Source organism: Streptomyces sp. NPDC002309 (assembly GCF_053593375.1).
Map to the genome: position 1 here is coordinate 125421 of NZ_JBSFCI010000025.1, position 12573 is coordinate 137993.

Genomic DNA, 12573 nt, shown 5'->3' on the forward strand with positions numbered 1-12573 from the left:
GGTGGGAAGGGTGAGCCCGAGTGCGGGCTACGGAGTGGGGTCGTCCGGGGAGCGGTGGGGCGGGCCGTCCTCCACCGGCCGGTACGGCGGGACGTCGCGGCCCGGCTGGAAGTGCGGGCCCTGACGGATGTGGTGGACGATCACGGCGAGGTCGATGGTGATCACCAGCCACAGCACGCCGCAGGCGATCGCCCAGCCCGGGTGGCCGACCAGCAGGAACGCGATCGTTCCGAAGATCGCCCAGGCCAGTCCCCAGATACTCAGCCAGAACCGCGCCCGCAGCGCACTGCGCGCGGTCATCGGCTCACTGCCCGTACGCATCAGGAACCTCACTCCTCATGTGCAACGTACTCTTCGGCCTGACCGTTCTCCAAGCACGGGGTGCAGGCGGCCGTGACCGGGCGCCGTACCGGCACGGTCACACCAACGGGTGAACCATGGAGGGATGGGAACGGCTGTGCCCGCGTGGGCCGTTGGGCGGGCATGGAGCTGAGAATGCGGGCGGGGCATCAAGGGACGGGACCGGGGGCGATCACGCCGGACGGCTGCGCGGTGGAGCTCTACTCGCGGCTTCCGGTCGGGGAGGAGCCGGAGATCATCGCCGCGGCGGTGCCGGCCGGAGCGCACATTCTGGAGCTCGGCTGCGGGGTCGGCCGGATGAGCCATCCGCTGCTGGAGCGGGGATACACGATCACAGCGGTCGACGAGTCCCCGGACATGCTGGAGCGGGTCCGCGGGGCGCGCACGATATGCGGCCCCATCGAGAAGCTCGACCTGGAAGAGCGGTTCGACGTGGTGCTGCTGGCGTCGTTCCTCGTGCACGCCGGGGACGAGGAGGAGCGGCGCGCCCTGCTGCGGACCTGCGTGCGGCATCTCGCGGAGGGCGGCTGCGTGCTGATCCAGCGGGAGGGCGAGGACTACCACACGGACGTGCCGCGCGAGCGCGTCGACGCGAGTGGCTTCACCGTGCGGATCGTGTCGGTGGAGCCGATGGGTGACGGCACGAACTCGGTCCGCGCGGAGTACGAATTCCCGGAAGCGACGTGGACGCAGACGTTCCGGGCCCGGCCGCTGACCAAGGAGGAGTTCGAGGAGGCGCTGGGGGAAGCCGGCCTGAGAGTGGACGCGTACCTGACGGAGGATCGGGTGTGGGTGAGGGCTGTGGCGGTGGCAGGGGCTTGAACGTCGTGACCCGCTGAACAGGGGAGTCGGCGTGTGAGGTGAACGGGAATCCGGCCAGGGAGGCGATGAGTTCACGAGCGGTGCCGGGTCTGTCGCGCTGACAGAAACGCACACCGCTTCACACGGGAGACCCCGACGTCCGAGACCATCGCCGCCTCCGATGCCTCAGCCGCACCCGCAGCGCAGACGCGCTCTCACCGCGGCCGCGGTCTCCTCCGTCACGCCAACTTCCCTGTGCCGGTGGGTCAGCGCCGTCAGTTACGGCCGCCCCGGCCGCCGGGCCGACGGGAGCCGCCATCCGTCCCACCGAGCTCACTTGTCCCGCCGAACTCATGTGTCCCACCGAGCCCATCTGTCCCGTCGAGCTCACGCGTCGGGTCTGGCTCGGCCGCCGAGCCCATCTGAACCATCCGGGCCGACCCGTCCACCCGGGCCAACGCGGCCACCCGCACCCGCCGGGCCGCCGAGGCCGCCAAGTGCGCGGAGACGCTCCAGTTCGCGGCGGTCGCGCTTGGTCGGGCGGCCCGCGCCACGGTCGCGGATGCCGACGGGGGCCAGGACCTTGCGGGGCGGGCGCGGCTGGCTGTTGTCGAGATAGCAGACGACGGCCACCGGAGCGCCGACCCGCTTGCGGATCAGCCGCTTGACGACGACGACACGCTCCCAGCCTTCCTGCCGGATCCGTACCTCGTCACCGACGCGTAGGGCATGGGCGGGCTTGACCCGTTCGCCGTTCAGCCGCACATGGCCGCCACGGCAGGCCGTGGCGCCCTGGGAGCGGGTCTTCACCAGCCGCACGGACCAGATCCAGCTGTCGATGCGGACGCTCTCGCCGTGCGACGGACCGGCCGCCTCGGCGGCGGCGATCGCGGCTGCCGTCGCGGCGGCGGCCTGCGGATCGTCGGCCCCGGGGGCGTCGCCACCCCGGTGCTCGGGGGCCCGCTGGTCCCCCTGGGCGGTGGCCGGGTCGGGCTGTGGGGCGTCGGCGGACCCGGTGGGGTCGGAGGGGAGGGACGAGCCGGTCGCCCCCGGTGCCGCCTCGACCTTTCGGGTCCCGCCGCTGCCCGTCTCGTCGATGCGATCGGAAGCCATGTACTTGACCTTAGCTCCCCCGGCGGGGTGCGCCCGAGCGCTTTTCGTCCGCTTCCCGGCGTCTTCCGGCGTCTCCCGACTCCTCCCGTCGCGTGCGGCTCCGGGCCGGCCGCCGATGTGGCCGCCGGGCGGCCGTCACGGCGACGGCCACGGATCTAGGGTGGGTGCATGGACAGCAGCGCCCCCGCAGGTCCGGGAGGTCCGGCAGGTCCGCCGAGCCCGGCAGGTCTCGCAGGGGCCGCAGGTCTCAGCGGTCTCGCCGTCCTCGATCAGCGGATCGCGGGCTGCCGGGCGTGCCCTCGGCTGGTCGCCTGGCGTGAGGAGGTGGCCCGGACCAAGCGCGCGGCCTTCGCCGACTGGACGTACTGGGGACGGCCGGTGCCGGGCTTCGGCCCGCCGGACGCCCGGCTGCTGATCGTGGGCCTCGCACCGGCCGCGCACGGCGGGAACCGCACCGGCCGGATGTTCACGGGCGACCGTTCCGGGGACGCGCTGTTCGAGGCGCTGTACGACGTGGGGCTCGCGTCCCGGCCCACCTCGGTCACCGCCGACGACGGCCTGGAGCTGTACGGGGTCCGCGTCACCTCGCCCGTGCACTGCGCGCCGCCCGCCAACAGACCCACGCCTGAGGAACGCGACACCTGCCGTCCCTGGCTGGTGCAGGAACTGGGCCTGCTGAGGCCGACATTGCGTGCGGTGGTCGTGCTCGGCGCCTTCGGGTGGCAGGCGGCGTTGCCGGCGTTCGCGGCGGCGGGCTGGACGGTGCCGCGACCGAGGCCCGCCTTCGCGCACGGCGCACGCGTGAGGCTCGCCGCCCCGGCCGACCCCTCGGCCCCCGGCCGCGCGCCCGCCCTCGACCTCTTCGGCTGCTTCCACGTCAGTCAGCGCAACACCTTCACAGGCCGTCTCACGCCGGAGATGCTGCGGGACGTGCTCCGCGAGGCGGCGGGTGCGGCAGCGCGAAATTGACGGCGCGAGGCCGTCGCGGCGATGCCACGGCGCTCCGATGGGCCCACGCGGAGATCGAGCCGTACGACCACGGCATGCACGCGCGCTGCCGGTGAACCGGCCCGCTCAGGGGCGCCACACGTACCGTACGTCCGGCTCCCGTTCCTCGTTGCCGCTGCCGTCGGTGCGCTCGACGGCGACGAAGCCGTGGCGTTCGTAGAAGCGGTGGGCCGGAGTGTTGACCTGGAAGGTCCACAGGGTCAGGCCGTTCGGGCGGCGCTGCCGGGCGAGCTCCAGGAAGCGGTCCCCGACACCCCGGCCGCGCCGGTCCGGGTCGAGATAGAGCTGGGAGAGCTGGTCACCGTCGAGCACCAGGACGCCGATCAGACCCTCCGCGGTCTCGGCGACCTCGGCGACCCAGGTCTCGCGCAGCGGCACCACGACGTCGCGGAAGTACCGCCGTACCTCGTCGTCGGAGCGCGGCCGGACGACCGTCGGTAACGCGGCGGCGAACGACCGCAGCCACACGTCGGCGGCGGGACCGGCGTCAGCCGCCACGGCGCGGCGGAGCGCGACCCGGCTCACCCGCAGGACCCGTCGGGAACGACGGCCGTGGCAGTGATCTCCACCAACTGCCCCGTGTACCCGAGGCAGGCCACCCCGAGGAGTGTCGACGCATGCGGACCGACGCTCAGTTCGGACGCCTCGACGACCGCCCACACGGCGGACAGCACTTCGGGCTCGCCGCTCACGACGTACACGTCGGTCGACACCACCTGAGTCAAGTCACTGCCCACCGCGCGCAATTGCTCCCGCAGGTTCGCGATCACCCGCTCGGCCTGCCGCACGGGATCCCCTTCACCCACGAGCTTCCCCTCGGGATCGAGCGGTACGGCCCCGGCCAGGAAGGCGAGCCTTGTGCCGGCCTCGACGACGGAGGCGTGGGAGTAGGCGGGCGGAGGGAAGAGGGAGGGGACGGTGACGCGCTTGATCATGGGTTCGCTCCTGACGTCGAGAGCGGGGCGCACGGCCTTACCACGGCACGGAGGGACCGGCCGACGGGGCGCCGCGCCCCCGCGCGGGCGTGCGGCGGCCGACCCGCCGATCATCGGCGTCCGCGCCGCAGCACGCATCCGAATTTCCCGGGCCGCCGACGCCGCGCCGACCGCCTGACGCGACGGCGTCAACACGGGCCGTCCCCTGCCGTTTCGTCATCCGGGACCGTCACGCTGACGTGTGAACTCGGCCTCCCCCGTCTGGCTGAAAGCCGCCCCGACCCGAGCCAGGCGGACAGGGCCTCACACCAGCAGCGCGACGGATCGATCACCGCCGTTTCCGTCAGGTGAACCTGGCGTCGGCGCGGGTCGGCACGTCCAGCACGCCGGAACCGCCCAAATCGCTCCGGTCCCTGGGCCTTGATACGCCGCTTTCCGGTCGTTCTTGATGTATTCCGCCGCATGTACAGTCCGGCTTTCGCCAGAAGGCGACGTACGACCCGCGCGGCCGCGCCATGAACACGGTGAGCAACACATGAAGAAGGCTCTGCTGACCACTGGGCTGACCGGGATTCTGGTCGTGGGGAGTGGCGTACCGGGTCTGGCCGTCTCCGACACCGCGTCGACGACGCTCCCCGGCACGGGCGCCAAAGTCGTGGCCAACGCCTGGCACTGCAACGCCTACGCCGACAAGTGCTCCTTCAAGACGTCGACCAAGACCACGAAGGGCGGAGCGAAGTACAAGGTCAGCAAGATCACCAATGTGGCGACGGTGAAGGCCAACGGATGGCAGGCCACGCTCTCGCTGAGCCCGAGCGGCACGCAGGTCAGTGAGAACACACGCCAGGTCAGCTGGACCAACGAGAACACCTGGATCGCCGACATCAGCGGCATCGCCGATCCGGGCGGTTCGATGAACACCAGCATCACGACCTGCTCCGACGGAGGGGCCTTCAAGGCCGGCGTCAAGGCGTTCGCCTCCGCCTGCGCCAACGACTGACCGCGGTCAGCCGTGAAGAACAGCATTCCCCGCCCCAAGGGCCGTGGTCACCAGGTGCTAGCCGGTGTCGTGGTGGCGGTCGCCGCGGTGCTGGGCGTCTCGATGTACAGCGGCGGCACGGTCGAGCGGCCTGCCCCTCCCGGTGGCGGCCTGGCCGAGCAACTGGACGCCCTGCGCGGTGCCAATGACCTCGTACGTGCCTCACGTGTCGATGCCGGACGGGATCCCGCGCTGTATCCGACGGCCTACGGACGGCTGGAGGCATCGCTGCCCGGCCGCCCGACGGGGGACCCGCTGCCCGTGATCCGGCCCGCCGCCCTGGCGGCTCTCGCCCGGGCCGACATGCTGGACACCCCCGCCTGGCGTGCCCACTACGTGTGTCTGTCACTGTCCGGCTCCTCCGGCCTGATGGGGCCGAAGTCGGCCGAAGCGGCAGCCGTCCTGACACGGGCGCGGGTGCGGGAGCAGGCCGAGAGAGAGGCACTCGCCTATGTGCGGGCGCCGGACCGCGCGGACGACCGCCTGACCTCCCTCGCCACCCGTGCCGCCTTTCTGAGCACCCTGACATGCCTGGGCCGCGAGGACGAGGTGCCCCGTGCCGGCCTGGACCGACTCGCGGCGGACACCGCGCGTGCCGACCAGCCCGTGCCGGTGCTCTACGCGGTCGAGGCCCTGCGCGCGGCAGGCGTACGCGGCCGGACCGCACGGGCTCTCCGCGACGCCGACGCACGGCTGGAGAGGGAGGACTGCACCGGCCTGGACCCCATCCAGCGAGCCGCTCTGGCCCTGCTGCGGCAGCGGCTCCCACAGTCGGCACGACGCTGTCTCCGACCCGCACTGCGCGACCCGGACCCTCAGACGCGGTGGCTGATCCGGCGTGCCCTCACCATCGGCGCACCTTCGTCCGCATCCGACCGGTCACTTCCCCCTCCGGTGAGCAGCATCCGGTCCGACGGGGCTTGTCTCCAAGTCGCCGGCCCAACTGGGCACGCTCACCGCCACCTACAACGCCGCACGCGCCCTGACCGCACGTGCCCAGCAGGAGCGGGTGCCGGGCTGGTTGAAGAAGCGGCTGCGGCAGATGGGCTCGGACAGTCACCTCGATCCGTCCGACCGGGTGCTGCTCGCCATGACCTGTCACCGGTTGTCCCTCTCCTGCGGACGGCAGGCCGAGAAGGGTGCCGAGGAGGCGGCCGCGCTGAAGGTACCGGCACGCCTGACGACGGAGAACCAGCGCGGCTGGTACGGCGCCATGGCCGCACGGGCCGAGTTCGGACTGGCCTGCCGCCGAACCTCCGTCGCGTCGCCGTCGGGCGAACACCCCACGCCCTCGTCGCGTTCGCTGCGCACCGTCGTCCTCCTGGCCGACGCGGGCTGTGCGGCTCAGGCGGCACGGCTCGTGGAGGGGACCGACCTGTCGGCACAGGCCAGGAAAGCGCTGGCGGAGGGGAATCTCGTGACCGCGTCGGACGCCGTCCAGGCAGCGCTCGTCTCGGACCAGAGCATCCCGCAGGCCTTCTGGAGTGAACTTCCCGGCCTGCTGAACCGGTATCGCGACGTCAGATTTCCGGACCTGTACGCACCTTCGCCGGGCGAGGCCGCTACCGCGGACGCGACCAGGGCCGCGTACTACCTCCTCGCCTGAGGAGCCCCGGCCCGACGCACCGAGCCCGGATACCCCGACTTTCCTCGTCAGAAGGGCAGCTGTCGTATGACACCCTCCCCACCGTCCGTCGCACCCTCCCCACCGTCCGGCACAGCCTCCCCGCCCGCCGTCGTGGTCGTGGAGCACCAGCGGCGGGTGGCCGCGGTCACGGGGGCGCTGCAGGACGACGGGTTCTCGGCGTCCGCCGTGTCCGACCGGGTGCGCAACCTGCCCGGGCTCTTCGGCGTGGCGGACCTGGCGATGCGGGGAGGGGTGCTGGTTCTCGCACTGGGCGCCCTGGGGCTCGGTGCGGTGCGGGCCGGGGACAGCGCGCGAGCGCGGCTCGGTCAGTTCGCCGTCCTGCGGATCCTCGGCACCGGGCGCCCGGAGCTGCGCAGGATTCTGCTCGGCGAGGCGATGCTGTCGGGGGTGGTGGCGGGGTCGGCCGGGGCTGCCCTCGGGACCGTGTTCTCCGTCGCGCTGGTCGGGCAGCTCAGTGAGGTGCTCGGCCTGCCCATCACCGTCGCCGACGCCCTGCCCGGGCCCGCCTGGGCAGCCGCGGCGCTCCTCCTGCCCGCCGTGGGTCTGGCCGTCGGAACGCTGCTGGGCAGTCGTGAGGCTCTCCGCCGGGATCCCTATCTCACGGTGCGGGCGCACAGCTGACGCCGCGAAGCGCGGCCGTCGTCCGGAGGAACTGACGCAGGCGGCGTGCTCGGAGAGCACGGGAATGACCGGGCCCTCCCCGCCCCGCACCCGTTGAGTTCGTGAGGAGCGTGGCTCTTCTCGCGGTCGCCCGTCGAGTGCGGGGGCCGGCGCGCGGTTGCTCGCCGGCGCCGTTGTGGGCATGTGCTTGTTGGTCGGGTGCGCGGTCGGCGCCGCCTGGCGTGGCGCGCGCCGGGGCGGCTGCGGGAACTCGTCCTCCTCGTGGGCCGGGTGGCTGCTCGGGCTGCGGCGGGAGCGCCCATGCCCGCGAACTGGAGGCGTGGCGCGGTCGGTTCGGCTCGCCGGAGCGGGAGCTGCCGGTCGCCGCCGCCTGACATGAGGGCGGGCCCCGCCTCGCAGGGGCCCGCGCCACTGTCGGACCCTTCTTCGGGGCCTGCGCCACTGTCGGACCACCGACCGCACGAAGCCCGCGCCACCACTCCCGCACCCCGACCGCACGAAGCCCGCGCCACCACTCCCGCACCCCGACCGCACGGGGCCCGTGTCACCGCCCGTACGGGGTCCGTGTCGCCGTCAGTTCCCCACGCGTACCCACACCGGTGCGTGGTCCGATCCCGCCACCCCCCGGCGTTCCGCGGGATCCGGTCCCACCGATGGCAGATCCGGGGCCTTGGAGCCCGGCAGTCCCGTGCCGGCTTCCGTCACCCGGCGGACCAGGCGGTGACTGCACAGGACGTGGTCGATCAGCTCGCGCCGCCCCGAGTTGATCCGCGAGAACCGCTGCTCGGCGGGGATCAGCGGCGCCGCGTTCCACAACCGGGCCGCGTCTCCCTTGTCGGCCGCCTTGAAGCCGGGCGTGCCGATCTCCGAACCGGGCGGCCCGAGCAGGATCTGCGTGGTCGCCGCCTGCGCCTCGTCGTTCAGGTCGCCCAGCACCAGCACGTCCCGGGTCCGCCCGTCGCCCGCCAGCAGCTTGTCGGCCAGCGCGCGCAGCGCCGTCGCCTCGGCGGTCCGCCGGAACAGGGCGTAGGCGCCGTAGCGTGCGCGTTCGCCCTCGTCACGCGGGTGGAAACGGTCGTCCGGGTACGACAGCAGCTTCGACTTCAGATGCGCCACCGCCACCGACAGCTCACCGGCGCGCACCGCCAGCAGTCCCCGGCCCGCCGCGGTCACCTCCGGTCCGGAGTCGTCCGCCTGCACCGGCCGCAGCGGCGCGGGGAAGCCCGTCGTGTCGGAGAGCACCACCATCGGCGTACGGCTGAGGAAGCCGACCCGGATGCCCCGGCCGTCGGCGTGTGCGGAGAGGGCGATGTGCCAGTTGCCGGCCAGCATTCCGGCCAGGTCCGCGAGGGCGTCCGGGTCCCCGACCTCCTGTACGCCGAGCAGGGCCGGGTCGAGTTCCGCGATCACCTCGGCCAGGGCGGCGAGCTTGGTCTCGTAGGCTGCCTTGTCCTTGGGGCCGTACGGCCCGCCGGGCCGGTACAGGTTCTCCAGATTCCAGGTGCCGAGCAGCATGCCGGGCTCCTTTCAGAGGCCGGACGGACGTCGTTTGGTCAGGCCAGCGTGCCCGCACGAGCGGTTCCTGGACAGACCCACGACGTGATCTGCCGTTCACTTCCCGCGGCCCACGGCAACTGACCCGACGTCAGGAGCCGATGGCGGCGCCCACCGTTCTCGTCCGGCAGTCGGCCGAGCGGGGCGCGGACGTCGTATCCAGGAGTACGACACCCGCGGCGGCGCCCTCCGTCACCGGGCCCGGGAAAACCTCTCGAAGATTTTCGTGGATCCGCGATGAGTTCCGTCGCGTCCGCCGGTCATCACAGGCAACGGGACCGTTGCACAGGAGGGGCCATGTCGCTTCCGGAGATCGCCTCGCGCGAGAAGTGGCGCAGGACGCGTCAGGAACTGCTGGTCAAGGAGAAGGCGGCCACGAGCGCGCGGGACGCGCTCAACGCCGAGCGGCGTCGGCTGCCGATGGTCGAGGCCGACACGGAGTACGTGTTCGAGGGAGGCGACGGAAAGGCCACCCTGCTCGATCTCTTCGAGGGGCGGCGGCAACTGGTCGTCTACCACTTCATGTTTCCGCCCGAGTGGGAGAACGGCTGCCGCAGCTGCTCGGCGTTCCTCGACCAGGTCGGCCATCTGGCGCATCTGCACGCGCGCGGGACGACGTTCGCCGTCGTGTCGCGGACGCCGTACACGCGCATTCTTCCGTTCAAGGCGCGGATGGGCTGGACGCTGCCCTGGTACTCGTCGTACGGCAACGACTTCAATGTCGACTTCGAGGCGACGCTGGTGCACGAGGGCGAAGGTGTCGAGCGGCCCGGAGTGAGCTGCTTCCTGCGGGACCGGGACCGGGTGTTCCACACGTATTCGACGTACGAGCGCGGTCTGGACGGGCTCGGCTCGACCACCAGTTTCCTCGACCTCACCGCGCTGGGCAGGCAGGAGGAGTGGGAAGAACCCGCGGGGCGCGCGTCGGCATTCGGCGCACCGGCCGGCAGTGAGCGGATTCGCTACCACGACGAGTACGAGGAGTGAAGCGGAGGGTAACGGTCCACGCGGAGACCGGGCGGTCTTCCGCATGATCTGACGGTGAACGAGTGTCAACTACGTCTCAGTCGTGTCACTTGGCGAGGCGATTTCCCTTCCGGAAGCGTTAACTCCTACAAGTACGACGCTTTCTGGAGGTGCAGGATGACGAACGGGCGAATGGTGGTCGAACGCTTTCCCGCAGGCGGCCCGCGGGGCTCTTGGCCGGCGGAGGAGTTCGCGCAGGCCCGCCGCTCGGAAGGGCTGCCCGCCGAGGTCGTGATGGACCTGGCGACGGACACGTTCCTGGTGATCGTGCGAGGTGGCGACGGCACGGAGTGAGCCGGGGTCAGCCGGCCTTCGGCGCCGGCGTCCGCGCCGCGAACTGCTCGGCCTGCAAACCGTACAGCTCCGCGTAGACGCCGCCCTTGACGAGCAGTTCCTCCGGGGTTCCCGATTCCACGAGCCGGCCCTCGTCCAGTACGTGCACCAGGTCCGCATGGCGTACGGACGCCAGCCGATGGGTGATGAGCACGACCGTCTGGCCGGTCCCGGCCAGCGCGCGGATCTTGTCGAACACCTCGATCTCGGCGCGGGCGTCGAGGGCCGCCGTGGGTTCGTCCACGATCAGGATGCTGCCCCGCCGGTACGCCGCCCGGGCGATGCCGAGCCGCTGCCACTGGCCGCCGGACAGCTCGTGCCCGCCGCTGAAGTTCCGGGCCAGCAGCGTGTCCAGACCGCGCGGCAGATCGGCGATGACGTCCTCGGCGCCCGCCTCCGTGACCGCCGTCGCGAGCCGGTCCTCGGTCACCGGCGCCGAGGGGCGGCCCACGGCCACGTTCACCCGGGCGGTGAACGGCCACCGCTTGAAGTCCTGCGCCACCATCGCGACCCGTTCGGCGAGCCGGTGCCGGTCCGCGGTCGCCGCGTCGACGTCGTCCCACAGGATCCGGCCCCGGTCCGGCCTGTACAGCCCGGCGAGCAGCTTGACGAGGGTGGTCTTGCCGGAGCCGTTCTCGCCGACCAGCGCGATGATCCGGCCGAGCGGCAGCGTCAGGGTGACGTCGTCGAGCGCGGGACGGGTGGCGTCACCCGGGTAGCCGAACGTGACGTTCTCGAAGCGGATCTCCCGAGGGTTCTCCGGGAGTTCCGCGCCGCCGACCGGGATCGCCCGTTCGGCGGCCTCGACGTAGAGCCGTTCCAGATCACCCACGAAGAGTGCCTCCTCGTGCAGCTGGTTGATCTCCAGGACGAGCGTCTCCAGACTCGCCGAGCCGGTCCGTACGGCGATCACGGCCGTGCCCGCAACGGCCAGCGACATCGCCCCGGCGAGCAGCAGACCGCCCAGGGTGGCGTACGTCGACACCGTCGCGAGGCCCGTCCAGGCCGCCGCGATCAGGCCGGTACGCGCCGCGAGCCCGGCCAGCCTGGCCTGTTCCGCCTCCGCCGCCTCCGACATCGCCCGGAAGTGCCGCAGGAGGAAGGGGCCCACCCCGTGCACGCGGATCTCCGGGGCCGCCTCTGGCTCCGTCAGCAGACCGCTGATCAGGTGACCCGCGCGGGCGTGCTGCACCCAGGTGTGGAACGACTCGTAGCGGCGCCGGGCGTTGGTCAGCGCGCTCCAGGCGCTGGGCAGGGTCATCGTCACCAGCAGCGGGAGCAGCATCGGATGCAGCACGGTGAGCACGCCGGCCGCCGCGACCAGCGAGATCATCGCGTTCACCACCCGGGTGCCGTACATGATCATGCGTCGTGCCGAGGCGGCGCCGTACTGGGCGGTGTCCAGCAGCTTGTGGAAGGCGTGGTCCTCGATCGCCGCGAGCTCGACGGCCGCGGCCCGCTCCAGGTACCGCTCGGTGGCGACGCGCTCCACCTTGGGCTCCAGCCGGCCCGTGGCGTACGTCGACGCTGCCCGCAGCACCGCACCGATCAGCAGGACGACGGCGATCGTGGTCAGCGCGGGGACGGCGCCGCGCAGCCGGTCCGCGATGGGGCCGGTGCCCATCAGGTCGCCCAGCACGCTGTTGACCGCGAAGAGGCTCACCGCCTGTGCCAGACCCCGGCCCACCTCGGCCGCGAGCACGACCCGCGCGGCGCCGGGGTCGGCCTGCCGGGCCAGCCGGAGGCTCGCGGAGAGCAGTGCGGGCATCCGCGTGATCATGGCCCGGAAGCTGAGCTCCAGGAAGGCCTCCGCGTGCTGGTTCCAGCCCATGTCGTAGCGGAGGGGGCCGCCGAAGAGCAGTCGCTCCGACTCGGACACCTCCGGATCGCCCACGCCGCCCCTCGTCCCCACGGTCGACCTCCCCGATCGCGTACGAACGGCCACTATCGCGGCACGGTCGGCGGCTGGGCAGGGCGCAGGGTGGGGGCCGGGGTGTACGCCCGAGTGCGCGGGGTGCGGGCCGCGACGCCGGGGTCGGAGCGCGCGGGGGTGCGCGCCCGCGGCGCCGGGGGGCCGACGGGGGCCGGACGGTGGCAGCGGGGCCGGACGGTGGCAGCGGGGCCGGACGGTGACG

At 72.4% G+C, this 12573-nt stretch carries 13 protein-coding genes and 1 pseudogene; 7 read left to right on the forward strand and 7 right to left on the reverse strand.

Annotated features, from left to right (window positions below):
• Positions 1–27: 27 nt before the first annotated feature.
• Positions 28–321: a DUF6343 family protein gene (locus ACWCPM_RS21890; RefSeq protein WP_450977903.1), complete on the reverse strand. Its 294-nt coding sequence runs from the start codon at positions 319–321 to the stop codon at positions 28–30.
• A gap of 174 nt (positions 322–495) precedes the next feature.
• On the opposite strand from ACWCPM_RS21890, the gene ACWCPM_RS21895 reads away from it, so the two are divergent.
• Positions 496–1182: a class I SAM-dependent methyltransferase gene (locus tag ACWCPM_RS21895; protein WP_450977904.1), complete on the forward strand. Its 687-nt coding sequence runs from the start codon at positions 496–498 to the stop codon at positions 1180–1182.
• Between the two features lie 366 nt (positions 1183–1548).
• On the opposite strand, the gene ACWCPM_RS21900 is transcribed toward ACWCPM_RS21895, so the two are convergent.
• Positions 1549–2274 carry an RNA-binding S4 domain-containing protein gene (locus ACWCPM_RS21900; RefSeq protein ID WP_450977905.1) on the reverse strand — a complete coding sequence of 242 codons (726 nt, stop codon included), beginning with the start codon at positions 2272–2274 and terminating at the stop codon, positions 1549–1551.
• A 168-nt stretch (positions 2275–2442) separates the two neighbouring features.
• Between ACWCPM_RS21900 and ACWCPM_RS21905 the strand changes: the two genes are divergently transcribed.
• Entirely contained in the window at positions 2443–3243 is an 801-nt protein-coding gene (locus tag ACWCPM_RS21905; RefSeq protein ID WP_450977906.1) for a uracil-DNA glycosylase, read from the forward strand.
• 105 nt (positions 3244–3348) lie between these two features.
• Here the strand turns inward: ACWCPM_RS21905 and ACWCPM_RS21910 are convergent, their stop codons facing one another.
• Together ACWCPM_RS21910 and ACWCPM_RS21915 are read right to left on the reverse strand one after the other, a co-directional pair.
• Positions 3349–3780 (reverse strand): GNAT family N-acetyltransferase, encoded by a 432-nt coding sequence (locus tag ACWCPM_RS21910; protein ID WP_450977907.1) that lies wholly within the window; start codon positions 3778–3780, stop codon positions 3349–3351.
• A gap of 23 nt (positions 3781–3803) precedes the next feature.
• Positions 3804–4217, reverse strand: coding sequence for a RidA family protein (locus tag ACWCPM_RS21915; RefSeq protein ID WP_450977908.1), 414 nt, complete (start codon positions 4215–4217; stop codon positions 3804–3806).
• A gap of 535 nt (positions 4218–4752) precedes the next feature.
• Between ACWCPM_RS21915 and ACWCPM_RS21920 the strand changes: the two genes are divergently transcribed.
• From ACWCPM_RS21920 to ACWCPM_RS21930, 3 genes are all read left to right on the forward strand, one after another.
• The gene (locus tag ACWCPM_RS21920; RefSeq protein ID WP_450977909.1) at positions 4753–5217 is read left to right on the forward strand and encodes a hypothetical protein; all 465 of its coding nucleotides are present in this window, start codon (positions 4753–4755) and stop codon (positions 5215–5217) included.
• Positions 5218–6265: 1048 nt separating this feature from the next.
• Positions 6266–6862 carry a hypothetical protein gene (locus ACWCPM_RS21925; RefSeq protein WP_450977910.1) on the forward strand — a complete coding sequence of 199 codons (597 nt, stop codon included), beginning with the start codon at positions 6266–6268 and terminating at the stop codon, positions 6860–6862.
• A 66-nt stretch (positions 6863–6928) separates the two neighbouring features.
• Complete coding sequence (locus tag ACWCPM_RS21930; RefSeq protein ID WP_450977911.1) at positions 6929–7525, forward strand: FtsX-like permease family protein; 597 nt, start codon at positions 6929–6931, stop codon at positions 7523–7525.
• Positions 7526–8098: 573 nt separating this feature from the next.
• Here ACWCPM_RS21930 and ACWCPM_RS21935 read toward each other — a convergent pair.
• Positions 8099–9040: an endonuclease/exonuclease/phosphatase family protein gene (locus ACWCPM_RS21935; protein ID WP_450977912.1), complete on the reverse strand. Its 942-nt coding sequence runs from the start codon at positions 9038–9040 to the stop codon at positions 8099–8101.
• 336 nt (positions 9041–9376) lie between these two features.
• Between ACWCPM_RS21935 and ACWCPM_RS21940 the strand changes: the two genes are divergently transcribed.
• Together ACWCPM_RS21940 and ACWCPM_RS21945 are read left to right on the forward strand one after the other, a co-directional pair.
• Positions 9377–10066: a DUF899 domain-containing protein gene (locus tag ACWCPM_RS21940; protein WP_450977913.1), complete on the forward strand. Its 690-nt coding sequence runs from the start codon at positions 9377–9379 to the stop codon at positions 10064–10066.
• A 156-nt stretch (positions 10067–10222) separates the two neighbouring features.
• Positions 10223–10399: a hypothetical protein gene (locus tag ACWCPM_RS21945; protein ID WP_450977914.1), complete on the forward strand. Its 177-nt coding sequence runs from the start codon at positions 10223–10225 to the stop codon at positions 10397–10399.
• A 7-nt stretch (positions 10400–10406) separates the two neighbouring features.
• On the opposite strand, the gene ACWCPM_RS21950 is transcribed toward ACWCPM_RS21945, so the two are convergent.
• On the reverse strand, positions 10407–12269 hold the full coding sequence (locus ACWCPM_RS21950) for an ABC transporter ATP-binding protein (protein WP_450977918.1): 1863 nt from the start codon (positions 12267–12269) through the stop codon (positions 10407–10409).
• A gap of 113 nt (positions 12270–12382) precedes the next feature.
• Positions 12383–12573, reverse strand: a pseudogene (locus ACWCPM_RS21955) (hypothetical protein); the annotation flags it as partial.

Excerpts from the sequence above, each read along its gene's own strand:
- ACWCPM_RS21935 (WP_450977912.1), bottom strand. The coding sequence starts at position 9,040 with ATGCTGCTCGGCACCTGGAATCTGGAGAACCTGTACCGGCCCGGCGGG.
- ACWCPM_RS21915 (WP_450977908.1), bottom strand. The coding sequence starts at position 4,217 with ATGATCAAGCGCGTCACCGTCCCCTCCCTCTTCCCTCCGCCCGCCTAC.
- ACWCPM_RS21920 (WP_450977909.1), top strand. The coding sequence starts at position 4,753 with ATGAAGAAGGCTCTGCTGACCACTGGGCTGACCGGGATTCTGGTCGTG.
- ACWCPM_RS21890 (WP_450977903.1), bottom strand. The coding sequence starts at position 321 with ATGCGTACGGGCAGTGAGCCGATGACCGCGCGCAGTGCGCTGCGGGCG.
- ACWCPM_RS21950 (WP_450977918.1), bottom strand. The coding sequence starts at position 12,269 with ATGGGCTGGAACCAGCACGCGGAGGCCTTCCTGGAGCTCAGCTTCCGG.
- ACWCPM_RS21945 (WP_450977914.1), top strand. The coding sequence starts at position 10,223 with ATGACGAACGGGCGAATGGTGGTCGAACGCTTTCCCGCAGGCGGCCCG.
- ACWCPM_RS21905 (WP_450977906.1), top strand. The coding sequence starts at position 2,443 with ATGGACAGCAGCGCCCCCGCAGGTCCGGGAGGTCCGGCAGGTCCGCCG.
- ACWCPM_RS21940 (WP_450977913.1), top strand. The coding sequence starts at position 9,377 with ATGTCGCTTCCGGAGATCGCCTCGCGCGAGAAGTGGCGCAGGACGCGT.
- ACWCPM_RS21895 (WP_450977904.1), top strand. The coding sequence starts at position 496 with ATGCGGGCGGGGCATCAAGGGACGGGACCGGGGGCGATCACGCCGGAC.
- ACWCPM_RS21930 (WP_450977911.1), top strand. The coding sequence starts at position 6,929 with ATGACACCCTCCCCACCGTCCGTCGCACCCTCCCCACCGTCCGGCACA.
- ACWCPM_RS21900 (WP_450977905.1), bottom strand. The coding sequence starts at position 2,274 with ATGGCTTCCGATCGCATCGACGAGACGGGCAGCGGCGGGACCCGAAAG.